The sequence below is a fragment of the Pseudoalteromonas luteoviolacea CPMOR-1 genome (assembly GCF_001625685.1).
GTDB lineage: Bacteria > Pseudomonadota > Gammaproteobacteria > Enterobacterales > Alteromonadaceae > Pseudoalteromonas > Pseudoalteromonas luteoviolacea_K.
Genome location: NZ_AUYC01000039.1, coordinates 77,119 through 90,228 on the forward strand (window position 1 = coordinate 77,119; position 13,110 = coordinate 90,228).

Here is a 13,110-nt window from a genome sequence, read left to right on the forward strand (position 1 = left end):
TGAAAAGTGTGGGCGTAGCGCGTCGAGTAAGGAGAGGAGTTAAGAATGCACTGGCGCATCGTTTACCTGCAGTTGAGAGGCTGTTTTTTCAATCAACTGAAGTAAGCTACTAACGTGGCTATTGCCGCTTAATTGGTGGTTGGTATTGATGACTAATTGTTCGTGGCTGTTGTCTTTGTTGGTTTTAAGAAGTACCAACTCAGGGTCCTGTGCAATTGTTTTAGAGTGTTCAATACTTGCAATTGCAAAGCTCTGGCTGTTCTTCAATCCATCAATTACTTGTGTGATGTTGCCAATTTTCACACTTGTCGACTTATTTAAACCTTCAACCGCTTCATTTAGCATACTCTGAACCTGCTTAGACTGGGAGAAGCAGCTATACATTGGGTACTGTGATAATTCACCTCTTCGAATACACTCTTGCTGCGCAAGAGGGTGTTGTTTGGACACAAATAAAATAAGCTGGTCAGGTAAATGAATATCACTGATCAAGCTTGTTGCAGAGGATAAATACACACTGATATCGACTTCACCAAGTTGAAGTTTTCTTGTCAGTTCATGCTCATCCAGCAATTGCATCTCAATTTTAACATTTGGCGAGTCTGCCAAGAATCGGCCACAAGACATGGGGACAATCTCGCTTGCTTTTGCGGTATAACCCACAACAAGCTTTTGCTGATCTCTGCCAAATAGGCTTTGTTTGATGGTGTTTTTTGTTACATCAAGCTCACTTAGCGTGGCTTTACAGTAATTTAAAAACAACTCACCTTGTTCTGTTAATTTCACTGAGCGTGTAGAGCGCTTTACTAGCTCACAGCCAATCTCATCTTCCAGAGTTTGTATGCTTCTAGTTAAAGCTGATGTACTAATCTGGGTTTGTTCGGCAGCTTGTCTGAAATGACGAAGGTTGCCAAGAGCAACAAACTGCTCAAGTTGTTCAAATCTCATTTGAAATTCCTTTTATTTCAACAAAAATGCAATCATGACGTTGATTTCCTAATACTAATACAGATTAAGGAAACATCCAAGTGAATTTTTTACATTTCGCTTACAAAGTTTTAGTCGGGATAGGTATCTTTAATTAAAATGAATTGTTCCAGATTATTTATAAACAAATCAACTAATTTGGGATCAAATTGCTTGGATTTCTGAGATTTTATCTCGTCAAGTACCTTTTCTAGGGTCCAAGCGGCTTTATAACAGCGTTTGCTCCCTAAAGCGTCGAAAACATCAGCGATTGCAGTAATTCTTCCAACAATATCAATATCTTCTCCTTTTAAACCTTGTGGATATCCTGAACCATCCCATTTTTCGTGATGCTGATGAGCAATTGTTGCACCACATTGCAGTATTTCATTCGTGGATTTTTTCAATATGTCATAGCCGAGTTGCGCATGCGTTTGCATTATTTCCCACTCATCATTGGTCAGTTTTCCGGGTTTGTTCAGAATAACATCTGGGATGCCTATTTTGCCGATATCGTGCAATGGCGATGCCATTTTAATTATTTCAGCTTTGTAACTATTAATCCCATACAACTCTGCAAGTAGTTTGCTGTACATCGCAACACGTTTGACGTGTGAGCCAGTTTCTTTGGAGCGTTTTTCAACGGCTTCCCCTAAAATATAGGACAGCTCTCTTTGAGATTCTTTGACTGTTTCCCTTAATTTAATATTGTCATGGGCCAAAGCGATGTTATTCGCAAAAAATTCAAGTAGTTGACAATCAGTACTACGAAGTGAACTCTCTTTACTGACATATAACATGGTTTCGAGCCCGCCCTTGGACGTAAAATAGCCGACATATTCATTGCAAGACTTGCAAGAAGTTTTCCTATTATGCGTTTCGATGAATAAATTTTTGACGTTGCTCGGAATTTTATCTGAGCTCGGCTCTACACCTTCTCCTGATGCGGCTAACAATTTGAACTGAGAACCAGAATCAGTCTGTTGATTAGTTGCAGCTGCACAATAAATTTCTGAATCGGAAAGTCCGAGTACTTGTGCGACATGCTCTAAAATAGTCGATGCAAAATCTTGTACATTGTCACACTCTAAAAAGCTCGAAGATGCTGCAATGATCCTCTCCAATCCTTTTTTGTGAAGTTCTATGGTTTGAATGTCTCGGTGAGAGCGCAGTGCTGAATACAGCAGTGTTTTAAGTTTTACAGCAGTGAGTTCGGTTTTATTTTTATAATCGTTGATATCATAGTCACGTATTACGGATTCTTCAGGGGCTTCGCCTGGTTGCCCCGTTCTGAGAATTAACCGAATATCATGGTTCGCCATATCATTGCGAATAAATTTGATTAAATCTAACCCTGCGTGGTTATTTTCCATAACCACATCAATTAGTCCAACGGAGATACAGTCTTGGTCTTCCAAAATTTTCATGGCTTGCTTGGCGGAGTACGCGTGATGAAATCGCAATGACTTTTCTTCGAACTTAAAGTCAGATAGAACTAATTTGGTAACCTGATGAATATCCTCTTCGTCGTCTACAACCAATACGTCCCAAAAAGCGTGCTCTTCAGGCTGTGAAGTTTCTTCCCTTAGTTGCTCATTTGAAAAAAGAAAACTACTCACACATGACCTACCTTTAATCGTTGATATTGTCAGTATAGTAAGGTCAATACGAGTTGCTTACTCTTGCAGTGGCTTTTTTTCAATATTATTAAGTTCGATTTCTATTGCGTCACATGAAATATGGATCTCGTATAAAGACAGCATCAGTGATCCGATGAGGCAACATAGACTGACACCAAATAAGATTATGCCAAGTAAGCTAATATCGATAAACAGTGCAAACATAGATAAAGTACATAAGATGAATGAGAACACCCCCCATACTTGCATGAGCCTTATGAGTTTAATCCGTTTTTTTAAATTGTTGATTTGCTGCACGACTAAAGGACGCAAAGTATCTCCTTCACGTGCGTTTAGCTCTCTTATTAATTGCGCAAGTACCAAAAAGCGATTGGTATAGGCCAGTAACAACAGTGAAATAGCGGGAAATAACAACCCTGGGGTGGTAAGCGTCATAGAGCTCTTCCAATTTACACACTACAATATTGTTTATGATAGCAAAATTAGCATTGAGTGCGATGGTTGAATTAGAACAATGGTGCTGTATTTTTAGTACAGATAATATGATTGAAGCCCACTTGGTAAATGGCCTATTACATCAGGCTCGCATTAAAACCAGCATGCAAGGGGAGGCGCTGTCTTCAACCTTGGGTGAGCTACCTTTTGCCGACAATACCATTAAGATCTTTGTTCCAGCGATAAAGTTGCCCCTTGGAGAAGAAATATTGGTAAACTATCGCCAGAAAAAATCAAAATTAGATTGGCAGTGTCAACATTGCAATGAGCTTAACGGCTCAGCGTTTGAGTATTGTTGGCATTGTGGAAAAGAATATGAGTAAAGCAAACAACTTTCAGCGCATTCGTGAGCTGAACTATTTACAAAAAGCAGTTTTAGCGGCTGCTATTTTGGAGAGAATGACACCTAACTATGGATTGTTTAGTGAAGCTACAGGGTTTGGTGATGAGCAAGTATTTAGAAATGCGTTGAATTTGTGCTGGGAAAAGCTGCTATTACCAAAGAGTAAAATCAGCCTGGAAAAGCAAGTTGAAAAAATAGAACCCAACGTACCAGAGTTATCTGATTTTGATATGTTTGGTACTTATCCCGCAATTGATGTTTCGACGGCATTATTGGGATTTATTCAAGGGCTCATGACTAAAGACGAGATTGAGTTTGTCAATGTTGCAAAAATCTCGCAAGCCACGGTGGCGCGATACATTGAATTTTTGTTCGCCCAAGAAGATGTTATTCCAGATAATAAGCAGGTTCGTGAGCACCCACTAATGCAATACGAAATTGAAGTATTGGGTGAGCTTATCGACTTTGTTGAGCGTATGGGGCGTATAACTTCTGAAAATGTGAAGCAATTAAAAGCGCAAGCGATAATCGATGGACAAACCAATATTGGTTTGTCCATTGAGAATATGTAGTTAAAGAATGTAGTGGAGAATAAGATTGCGTATTTTAGGTATTGAATCTTCCTGTGACGAAACAGGTATAGCTATTTATGACGATGAACAAGGGTTACTTGCCCATCAGCTATACAGTCAGGTTAAAGTACATGCCGATTATGGCGGAGTGGTTCCTGAGCTTGCCTCTCGAGATCATGTTCGCAAAACTATCCCATTAATCGAAGCGGCGTTTGAGCAGGCTGGATGCGGCCCTGAATCTTTAGACGGTATTGCGTATACCGCAGGTCCAGGTCTTGTTGGAGCCTTGCTTGTGGGCACTTCTATTGGGCGTTCTTTAGCATTTGGTTGGAACATACCCGCGGTTGCAGTACACCATATGGAAGGGCATTTACTGGCACCGATGTTAGAGGATGACAAACCAGAGTTTCCTTTTGTTGCACTACTTGTATCCGGCGGCCATACCATGATGGTGAAAGTGGCTGGTATCGGTGAGTACGAGATTTTAGGTGAATCAGTTGATGATGCAGCAGGTGAGGCCTTTGATAAAACGGCTAAATTGTTAGGCTTAGATTACCCAGGCGGACCATTACTCGCGAAGTTAGCAACCCAAGGGACACCTGAGAGATTTGTATTTCCTAGGCCGATGACAGATAGGCCTGGTCTAGATTTCAGCTTTAGTGGCCTCAAAACCGCAGCTGCCAATACCATAAAAAATGAAGGTGAGGATTTACAAACGAAGGCTGATATTGCACATGCATTCCAAAGTGCAGTGATTGATACATTGGCTATTAAGTGTAAACGCGCGCTAAAGCAGACAGGGATTAAGCGCTTAGTGATTGCCGGTGGTGTCAGTGCCAACGTTGAACTGCGAACAAAGCTTGAGCGAATGATGCAAGGGATGAGAGGTCGAGTTTATTACCCTCGCACTGAGTTTTGTACAGATAATGGTGCAATGATAGCCTTTGCAGGTATGCAGCGTCTCAAGGCAGGACATATCGCGCCACTGGATATGAAGACGCAGCCACGTTGGCCTTTAGACAGTCTACCTGCCATCTCTTAGTCTTTTTTGGCCGCTTTTTTGCCGACTTTAGGCTCCTTTCCTTGTAGGAGCCTAGTGATATTTGCTCGGTGCCTGAAAATAATCAATAGCGTTAAGAAGCCAACGGGCAATGTATATTGAGGCTTTATTAGCCAAGTATAGAACGGTGCAGCTGTTACTGTGACGATAGCGGCGAGTGATGAATACCGAAAGGCCCACAGCACTGTGAGCCAAGTTAAAATAAGCAGCCCTGCGAGAGACAAACCAATTGGTAGCAGTGCGCCAAATGCGGTCGCAACTGCTTTTCCACCATTAAAATGGAAGAAAATCGGATAAATATGCCCAAGACACGCACTTACAGCGACAGCACCAAGCCAAATAGGCTCGATGTTTAAAAAGTAAGCACCCCAAACTGGGATAGTTCCCTTTAATACGTCAAAAATAAGTACCAAAGCGGCAGGTACCTTACCTCCAATACGCAAAACATTGGTTGCGCCTGGGTTATTTGAGCCAGAAAAGCGTGGATCAGGCAGCGAAAAGAGCCTCGAGATTAAAATTGCAGAGGAAATAGAACCAAATAAATAAGCACAAATACACATTAAAATGACTAACACAAGCTTCCTTATTTTTTATTGCTTTGTTTTGGGCTATGATCGCGATTCTTTTTACACGGCCTAATATTTTTCGCCGACCCCGTTTTAGTCATGCTAGGAGTATACATGGACAAGGTCTATATCTCGCAATTACACGTCGAGACCATAATAGGAGTTTACGACTTTGAGAAAGAAAGTAAACAAAGCCTTTATTTTGATATTGAAATGTCTACAGATATTACCCCAGCTGCGCAAACTGATGACATTAACCTCACCGTCGATTATGCAAAGGTGAGCGAACGTGTCATTACGTTATCGGAATCTATCCAAGTTGAGCTCTTAGAGACCTTGTTAGAAAGGTTGGCTGCCATGATTTTAGGCGAATTTGCTGTGAGTGATGTTCGAATTAAAGTCAGCAAACCCGCAGCTGTCGCACAAGCGGCTACTGTAGGTATTGAAATATACCGGAAAAAATAACATGGCAGAAATTTACATTAGTATTGGCTCTAACGTGGATAGAGAGCGACATTTTAAAAACGGCCTGACCGCCTTGATAGAACACTTTCCTGACTATCAGCATTCTAATGTGTATGAAAGTGAGCCAGTTGGGTTTAACGGTCGCAACTTTTTTAATTCTGTTTTTGCAGCTTCAACAGATATGTCAGTAGAAGCAGTCTGCAAGTTACTAAAAAAAATTGAACGGGACAACGGCCGAATACATGGAGATAAAAAGTTTAGTCCTCGGACTTTAGATCTCGATCTATTGCTATATGACGATTTAGTATGCGAACAACCAGCACAGCTGCCTCGTGATGAAATTACCAAAAATGCCTTTGTGCTTTTACCTTTGTCTGAGGTAGGAGGACATGTCACACTGCCGACGACAGGTGAAACAATTTCTGCCATTTGGCAAAACTACAGTAACCCGTGTCAAAAGCTATGGAAAGTGGAGTTGTAATTACAATGAGTCTAATAGAAATAATTGTTCTAGCATTAATTCAGGGGTTGACGGAGTTTTTACCCATTTCGAGCTCCGCGCATTTGATATTACCGTCCCAAGTTTTTGGCTGGCAAGATCAAGGGTTGGCGTTTGATGTCGCGGTACATGTAGGTACGTTGTTTGCAGTCGTCATTTATTTTCGTAAAGAAGTAGCGGAAATTCTGACTGCGTGGTTTAAGTCATTTGGCGCGCAGGGGACCACGGATGACAGTAAGCTAGGTTGGTTTATTTTACTTGCGACACTGCCATCGCTGGTTATTGGTTATTTTGCTAAAGATTTGGTCGAGGAATATTCACGCAATGCCTGGATCATTGCAGGGACAACGGTTGGCTTTGGTTTATTGCTTTGGTACGCAGATAAAACAGCAAAACAAATTAAAACAATTTATCAAATCAATTGGGTCATGGCGTTGTGCATTGGTCTATCTCAGGTAATTGCGATGTTGTTGCCTGGTACATCTCGTTCAGGGATCACCATGACAATTGGTCTGATGATGGGATTGAACAAGCAAAGTGCAGCGCGTTTTTCGTTTTTAATGTCTATCCCAGTGATTGCCGCTGCGGGGAGTTATCTGACCTATAAACTTATTTCAGAGGGAGATGAGTTTAATATTGCAGATATCGTGACAGGTGCAGTGCTGTCCTTTTTTGCCGCCTATGCGTGTATTCATTACTTCTTAAAAGTCATTGAGAAGATGGGTATGTTGCCATTTGTTATTTATCGACTGGCGTTAGGTATGTTCTTAGTGGTTTATTTGTCGATGTAAATACAAGTCTGGGGCTTTTTGGCCCCAGATTTTTCTTCAATCGAGTGCTTTTTCATACACGACCACTTCTGCACTGCCTAACGGCTCAGTGTGAATAGCTGTTTTGAGGTATTCTAAGCCAATTTTTTTCATGACATTAATCGAGCCCTGATTGTCAGCGTGAGCCAGTGCAGTGAGCTTTGTTGCGACTTTATGCTCGGTCAAAGTGTCTGCTATCTGCAAAGCGGCTTCTGATGCGAGGCCTTTTCCCCAGCTCGATTGCATAAATCGCCAGCCGATCTCCAAATTAGAGTCATCTCTTTTAGCTGTAAAAAAATCCATCGGGCGCACGAGTATCCAGCCAATAAACTCATTGCTATCCAATAAAAAGCAGCCCCATAGCCCCCAGCCTTTGTCTTGGTTAGAAAATTGCTTGAGGCGAGGAATGAATATCGAGTTGATGTCGTCTCGACTTGTGCTTTGACCACCATTGATAAACTGCATAACTTCTGGGTTCTGATCTAATGCAAATAGCAGATCCGCATCGTCCGGAGTGAGCAGGCGATAGGTTAGTCGATTTGTCTGATTAACTCTCATAATAATAGCTTTATCCTTTATTGTTAGACTTGGTACAATGGCCTGTCTTTTTTGTTGGGAGAATATTTTGGGCAACTCAGTATTGGCACTTCGTGCGCAGCAAATTTCTGAATCGAAGAGAGAATTTAAAGCACGTGGTTCAAAACTTACTCGCTGCGAGGCTTGTTTGCTCGCTGAGCCTTTATGTATCTGTGCAGGTATCAGACAGGCCCAGTGTTCAAGTGCCGTGTGTTTATTAATGTATCATAACGAAAGTTTTAAGCCATCAAATACTGGGCGTTTAATCGCTGATATCGTTCCAGATAATCATGCCTTTAGATGGGACAGAACCGAACCCAGTGAAGCCCTACTCGCGCTTTTGGACAATCCGAACTATCAGCCAATCGTCGTTTTTCCTGAAGAGAATGTTCAGCCGCAACGAGTGATCAAGTCCGTCCAACGTATTGACGGTAAAAAGCCTCTGTTTATTTTTCTCGATGGTACTTGGCGAGAAGCGAAAAAGATGTTCAGGAAAAGTCCCTATTTAGATCGATTCCCAGTGTTATCTATCTCTCCACAAAGCTTGTCTAATTATAAATTGCGTGTAGCACCGCATGAGCATCAACTAGGTACAGCCGAAGTGGCTTGTGTTGTTTTTGCCGAAAATGGTGAAGCAGAGGCCGCAGAAAATTTAACTTCCCACTTTGTAGATTTTAGAGATGCGTATTTAAGAGGTAAACGAAGCAAATTTGTGGAAGTTTAGACATGAAGATAGCGCGACTCTTTCGAGTCGCGCTTGACGGAATCTTCTAAACAGCATCCTGCCATGTTGAATAACTCAACTCCCTAATTCATTTCCATACAATTCGCTTGGTGTTTTGGTTCTGCGAATTATTGCACTTCCTGTACAAGTCCACTTGGGTTGTCCTAACCCCGTCCTAGCTTGCATCAAACTTATCCTTTGTTTGACATTACCCTGCAATTAATCCTTATGGGTTGTTCCATTACCCTTCCTAACTCCATCTAGTCCTGACATCCTGAAAATGTAAACATCCTTACTTAAATATTTGCGTCCTGCAAATACAGCATAATCCGAGTTCCATATTCCAATACCGGGAACCTATCCATGTATTGCGTCTTACATCCTTTTTCCTTGCAATGCCTCTCCCTAAGAGACAGCTAAAGTATATGTCGGTTTGGGCTGGAAAACATTGGCTTGAAGATTATAAAAAAAAGACTATGTTCTATTTGATAAATAAAAATTATTAAATAACAATAGGTTCCTAATTTGAGGGCGGTGAAATCTATATCAGATTACTCGATATCTACAGATACAGTGAGATATCTCTTACAGATAAATTGTCGATAAGCGGCAATAATAATTTTAGTCACTCGAGTCAGTGGGCTGTAATTTATGTATAATCGCGTTAGAATTAGTTGATAATAATAATTGTTTGGATTTGGAGTCTTCATGAAACGAGCTATCGCCACATTATTGACCGCTGTGACCTGTATGCCAGCTTTCGCAGCGGATGAAGTAAATATCTATTCATTTCGCCAACCATTTTTAATTCAGCCTATCCTTGATGATTTTACAAAGCAGACAGGAATAAAAACGAATGTTGTTTTTGCAAAAAAAGGCTTGATAGAGCGTGTAAAAAGAGAAGGTAAGCACTCTCGTGCGGATTTGGTTCTGACTTCAAACTTTAGTGCCATGATTCAGTTGGAAGATTTAGGCTTAACTCAAAAGATCGCCAGTAAAGCGGTTGAAAGTAACATCCCAGCATCATTTAGAGATCCAGAGGGACAGTGGGTTGCATTGACCAAACGTGTGCGCAATGTGTACTCATCTAAATCAAGGCTTGGCAGGTTAGAAACGCTCAGTTATGAAGAGTTGGCTGATCCTAAATACAAGGGTAAGATTTGTACTCGCTCGGGCAAACACCCATATAATTTAGGCCTTGTGGCTTCTATGATTGCACATCACGGTGAGACTGAAACTAAAGAGTGGTTGGTTGGAGTAAAGAATAACTTGGCACGCAAACCTCAAGGTAATGATCGCGCACAAGTGAAAGCGGTGAAAGAGGGGCTGTGTGATATTGCATTAGGTAATAGTTATTACTTCGGCAAAATGATGACGGATGAGAAACAAAAGTCTTGGGCTGACTCTGTTTACATCAATTTCCCTAATCAAAAGAACCGCGGCTCTCATTTGAATGTTTCCGGTGTTGTTCTAACCAAGTACGCAAAAAATAAAGAAAATGCCTTGAAACTCATAGAGTTTATGACGGACAATAAGGCACAGAATATGTACGCATCGACGAATATGGAATATCCGGTTAAACCGGGCGTCGAATTATCGAAAATGGTAGCGTCATGGGGAGCGTTTAAGGAAGACAGCTTACCACTTGCTGAAATTAGTAAATACCGTCCGTTGGCTCTGAAGCTAATTGATGAGGTAAAATTTGACCTTTAATGCAGCTAAAAAATAAACTGTCGAATTGGCAGATAACAGCGTGGGTGATCGGCATTTGCCTGTCTACCCCGCTGGCATTTCTCATTTTTGAATCATTGCAAGGAGAATCTGAAGTATTCTCGCACCTTTGGGATACTGTTCTCTGGGATTACATTAGCAATACGGTTTTGTTAATAGTCGGTGTCTTGTTACTCAGTGCTTTCATTGCACTGCCTCTTGGATGGCTAACGGCATATTGCCACTTCCCTGGCAAGCGAATATTTGAGTGGGCCTTGATGCTGCCACTTGCCATGCCTACCTACATCATCGCTTATGTATATACTGATCTACTTGATTACGCGGGGCCAGTACAGATTTTTTTAAGGGACTGGTTTGGGTGGGCAAGCCCTGATGACTATTGGTTTTTTGACATTCGAACTTTGCCCGGCGCCATCGTCATGATAGCACTTGTACTCTATCCCTATTTATATTTAATTTTTAAAACGGCGCTTAGAGAACAATCTTTTAAATTGGTTCAGGCAAGTCAATTAATGGGACTGTCGCCATTTCAGAGCTTTCTGAAAGTGAGCCTGCCATTGTCTCGTGGTGCCATTGTGGCTGCTCTTGCACTGATAAGTATGGAAACCATGGCTGATTTCGCTACGGTACATTACTTTGCGGTTAGCACGCTGACCACCGCAGTATATGATACCTGGTTGGGCTACTACTCGCTGACAGCCGCGGCTAAAATTTCCGGTATTATGTTACTGTTTTTATTTATTGCTCTGTCGCTAGAAAAAATGAGCCGCAGCAGCAAAGTCGTGCATGAACGGCAAAGCAGTGTGAACGACACGAGTTTGTATGAGCTAAGTGGTAAAAATGGTTGGTTGGCGACCGCATTTTGCAGTTTAGTATTGATCTTGGCATTTTTTATTCCGGTTGGGATCCTGTTAAGTTACGCCATCGATTATTTTGACCAGGCTTGGAATGACGCGTTTTTCAATTACGCGTGGCAAAGTTTGAAGATCAGCCTATATGTAAGCGCAATCGCAATTTGTTTTAGTATTTTGGTGGTGTTTTATCAGCGAATTGGAGAGCAAAAGACGAAGAGTTTTCCCGGCAAAGTCGCGAGTATGGGGTATGCGCTACCCGGTACAGTTTTGGCGATAGCCGTGTTACTACCACTGACTTTATTTGATGATTACTTAAATCGTTGGTTAGATGGCACTGGCTTTGAGCCTGGGCTGTTATTTAGCGGCACTATTTTCGCTTTAGTGTTTGCTTACGTGGTGCGTTTTTACGCCATTGCTCAAGGTGCCGTTGAGGCGAGTTTTGTCCGAATAAGCCCCAGTATTGATATGGCCAGCGCCTCTTTGGGGAAAAATAATCTACAGACTTTAGGTCGTGTACATATTCCCCTGTTGAAGCGTGGCATACTGACCGCAGGTTTACTGGTTTTTATTGAGTGTATGAAAGAATTACCAGCAGCGCTGCTGCTCAGGCCGTTTAATTTTGAGACACTTGCGACACATGTTTTTCAGTTTGTCAGTGATGAACAGTTAGAGCTGGCTTCCATCTCAGCATTGTTTATCGTACTGGTTGGATTAATTCCTCTTTATTTAGTCAATCGCTCAATGGAGCAGCAATCATAATGTACAGCCTCGCTATTGAATCCTTGCAATATAGTTACGATGGACATGCCGTGATCGATAACCTTGATCTACAGGTGAAAGAAAATGAAATTGTCTGTTTATTGGGGGCCAGTGGTTGCGGTAAAACAACCACTCTAAAAGCCATTGCGGGTTTGATCAGACCACAGCAAGGCGTGATAACTATCGGCCAAAATACGGTGAATGATGGCAAGCGCTTTGTAGCGCCACAGCATCGAAATGTTGGTATGATGTTTCAGGATTATGCGTTATTTCCGCACCTAACGGTTGCACAAAATGTGGCCTTTGGTTTGGGGAAGTTGAGTCGTGATGAAAAGCAAGCTCGCGTATCTGAAATGTTGGAGCTTGTACATTTAGGAGCTTATGCATCGCGTTTTCCACATGAACTTTCTGGTGGTCAACAACAACGTGTTGCTATTGCCAGAGCGTTGGCATATCGGCCGAGTTTATTGTTGTTAGATGAGCCGTTTTCAAATATTGATGCGCAAGTTAGATTTCAGTTGATCAGTGATATAAGAAGTATTATTAAAGATCAAAAAGTTTCTGCGATTTTTGTTAGCCATTCAAAAGATGAAGCGTTTGCTTTTTCAGATAGGTTGGCCATCATGCATCAAGGCCAAATTGCCCAATTAGGGTGCCCAACAGAGCTGTTTCATCAACCTAAAAATCAGGTGGTTGCCGAGTTTTTAGGTAAGGGAGTTTATCTAGACGCGACACATGCGGGCAATGGCGCATTTAGTACACAGTTTGGGCAAGTGAGTTCACTAACACAGCAAAGTGATACTGAGCATAAGGGTAAGATATTTGTTCGACCGAGCCATATTGAATTGTTCAATACCGACCACGGCGAAATAAAAGTCAATCAAGAGAGGTTTGTGGGTACAGAGTATTTATACGCTATCGAATTGCAAGGTCAGCAGTTAGAAATTGCCAAGCCTGCAGACAATCCGTTAGATTTGTCGAAGCCTATCTCTTTAAAAATTAAGCCTCATGCGGTAAATTTCTTTTCTTAGAGCGATTAACGATAAGGAAA

Annotated in this window: 15 protein-coding genes; 10 read left to right on the forward strand and 5 right to left on the reverse strand. The window is 41.7% G+C overall.

From position 1 onward, the window contains the following. Positions 1–39: 39 nt before the first annotated feature. The 3 genes from N473_RS17615 to N473_RS17625 form a co-directional block, all read right to left on the reverse strand. On the reverse strand, positions 40–948 hold the full coding sequence (locus N473_RS17615) for a LysR family transcriptional regulator (RefSeq protein ID WP_063369066.1): 909 nt from the start codon (positions 946–948) through the stop codon (positions 40–42). A 110-nt stretch (positions 949–1,058) separates the two neighbouring features. Further along, positions 1,059–2,585, reverse strand: coding sequence for a DUF3369 domain-containing protein (locus N473_RS17620; protein WP_063369067.1), 1,527 nt, complete (start codon positions 2,583–2,585; stop codon positions 1,059–1,061). A 57-nt stretch (positions 2,586–2,642) separates the two neighbouring features. Beyond that, entirely contained in the window at positions 2,643–3,041 is a 399-nt protein-coding gene (locus tag N473_RS17625; protein WP_063369068.1) for a DUF2721 domain-containing protein, read from the reverse strand. Between the two features lie 35 nt (positions 3,042–3,076). On the opposite strand from N473_RS17625, the gene N473_RS17630 reads away from it, so the two are divergent. The 3 genes from N473_RS17630 to tsaD are packed head-to-tail and all read left to right on the forward strand — an operon-like array spanning position 3,077 to position 5,058. Beyond that, positions 3,077–3,424, forward strand: coding sequence for a putative signal transducing protein (locus tag N473_RS17630; RefSeq protein ID WP_231099593.1), 348 nt, complete (start codon positions 3,077–3,079; stop codon positions 3,422–3,424). Beyond that, complete coding sequence (locus N473_RS17635) at positions 3,417–4,016, forward strand: YjaG family protein (RefSeq protein WP_063369069.1); 600 nt, start codon at positions 3,417–3,419, stop codon at positions 4,014–4,016. Before N473_RS17630 ends, N473_RS17635 begins: the two co-directional genes overlap by 8 nt. Positions 4,017–4,041: 25 nt before the next feature. Next, positions 4,042–5,058: a tRNA (adenosine(37)-N6)-threonylcarbamoyltransferase complex transferase subunit TsaD gene (gene tsaD, locus N473_RS17640; protein WP_063369070.1), complete on the forward strand. Its 1,017-nt coding sequence runs from the start codon at positions 4,042–4,044 to the stop codon at positions 5,056–5,058. On the opposite strand, the gene plsY is transcribed toward tsaD, so the two are convergent. Beyond that, positions 5,055–5,651, reverse strand: a complete 597-nt coding sequence (gene plsY, locus N473_RS17645) for a glycerol-3-phosphate 1-O-acyltransferase PlsY (protein WP_155735648.1) — start codon at positions 5,649–5,651, stop codon at positions 5,055–5,057. The genes tsaD and plsY overlap by 4 nt on opposite strands. Before the next feature lie 105 nt (positions 5,652–5,756). Between plsY and folB the strand changes: the two genes are divergently transcribed. The 3 genes from folB to N473_RS17660 are packed head-to-tail and all read left to right on the forward strand — an operon-like array spanning position 5,757 to position 7,397. Then, positions 5,757–6,107: a dihydroneopterin aldolase gene (gene folB / locus N473_RS17650; protein ID WP_063369071.1), complete on the forward strand. Its 351-nt coding sequence runs from the start codon at positions 5,757–5,759 to the stop codon at positions 6,105–6,107. 1 nt (position 6,108) lies between these two features. Beyond that, complete coding sequence (gene folK, locus N473_RS17655) at positions 6,109–6,588, forward strand: 2-amino-4-hydroxy-6-hydroxymethyldihydropteridine diphosphokinase (RefSeq protein WP_063369072.1); 480 nt, start codon at positions 6,109–6,111, stop codon at positions 6,586–6,588. 5 nt (positions 6,589–6,593) lie between these two features. After that, the gene (locus tag N473_RS17660) at positions 6,594–7,397 is read left to right on the forward strand and encodes an undecaprenyl-diphosphate phosphatase (RefSeq protein WP_063369073.1); all 804 of its coding nucleotides are present in this window, start codon (positions 6,594–6,596) and stop codon (positions 7,395–7,397) included. 36 nt (positions 7,398–7,433) lie between these two features. On the opposite strand, the gene N473_RS17665 is transcribed toward N473_RS17660, so the two are convergent. Continuing rightward, positions 7,434–7,973: a GNAT family N-acetyltransferase gene (locus N473_RS17665; RefSeq protein WP_063369074.1), complete on the reverse strand. Its 540-nt coding sequence runs from the start codon at positions 7,971–7,973 to the stop codon at positions 7,434–7,436. A 67-nt stretch (positions 7,974–8,040) separates the two neighbouring features. Between N473_RS17665 and N473_RS17670 the strand changes: the two genes are divergently transcribed. From N473_RS17670 to N473_RS17685, 4 genes are all read left to right on the forward strand, one after another. Then, entirely contained in the window at positions 8,041–8,715 is a 675-nt protein-coding gene (locus N473_RS17670) for a tRNA-uridine aminocarboxypropyltransferase (protein ID WP_063369075.1), read from the forward strand. Positions 8,716–9,423: 708 nt separating this feature from the next. After that, positions 9,424–10,428: a Fe(3+) ABC transporter substrate-binding protein gene (locus N473_RS17675; RefSeq protein WP_063369076.1), complete on the forward strand. Its 1,005-nt coding sequence runs from the start codon at positions 9,424–9,426 to the stop codon at positions 10,426–10,428. After that, a complete protein-coding gene (locus tag N473_RS17680) occupies positions 10,428–12,059 on the forward strand; it encodes an ABC transporter permease (RefSeq protein WP_063369077.1) in 1,632 nt (543 codons plus the stop codon). Before N473_RS17675 ends, N473_RS17680 begins: the two co-directional genes overlap by 1 nt. Next, positions 12,059–13,090: an ABC transporter ATP-binding protein gene (locus N473_RS17685; RefSeq protein WP_063369078.1), complete on the forward strand. Its 1,032-nt coding sequence runs from the start codon at positions 12,059–12,061 to the stop codon at positions 13,088–13,090. The genes N473_RS17680 and N473_RS17685 overlap by 1 nt, the downstream gene beginning before the upstream one ends. Positions 13,091–13,110 lie beyond the last annotated feature (20 nt).

Coding starts and splice junctions, on each gene's coding strand:
- N473_RS17665 (WP_063369074.1), bottom strand. CDS start 7,973: ATGAGAGTTAATCAGACAAATCGACTAACCTATCGCCTGCTCACTCCG.
- N473_RS17680 (WP_063369077.1), top strand. CDS start 10,428: ATGCAGCTAAAAAATAAACTGTCGAATTGGCAGATAACAGCGTGGGTG.
- N473_RS17630 (WP_231099593.1), top strand. CDS start 3,077: ATGATAGCAAAATTAGCATTGAGTGCGATGGTTGAATTAGAACAATGG.
- N473_RS17615 (WP_063369066.1), bottom strand. CDS start 948: ATGAGATTTGAACAACTTGAGCAGTTTGTTGCTCTTGGCAACCTTCGT.
- N473_RS17625 (WP_063369068.1), bottom strand. CDS start 3,041: ATGACGCTTACCACCCCAGGGTTGTTATTTCCCGCTATTTCACTGTTG.
- folB (WP_063369071.1), top strand. CDS start 5,757: ATGGACAAGGTCTATATCTCGCAATTACACGTCGAGACCATAATAGGA.
- N473_RS17685 (WP_063369078.1), top strand. CDS start 12,059: ATGTACAGCCTCGCTATTGAATCCTTGCAATATAGTTACGATGGACAT.
- N473_RS17635 (WP_063369069.1), top strand. CDS start 3,417: ATGAGTAAAGCAAACAACTTTCAGCGCATTCGTGAGCTGAACTATTTA.
- folK (WP_063369072.1), top strand. CDS start 6,109: ATGGCAGAAATTTACATTAGTATTGGCTCTAACGTGGATAGAGAGCGA.
- N473_RS17660 (WP_063369073.1), top strand. CDS start 6,594: ATGAGTCTAATAGAAATAATTGTTCTAGCATTAATTCAGGGGTTGACG.
- N473_RS17675 (WP_063369076.1), top strand. CDS start 9,424: ATGAAACGAGCTATCGCCACATTATTGACCGCTGTGACCTGTATGCCA.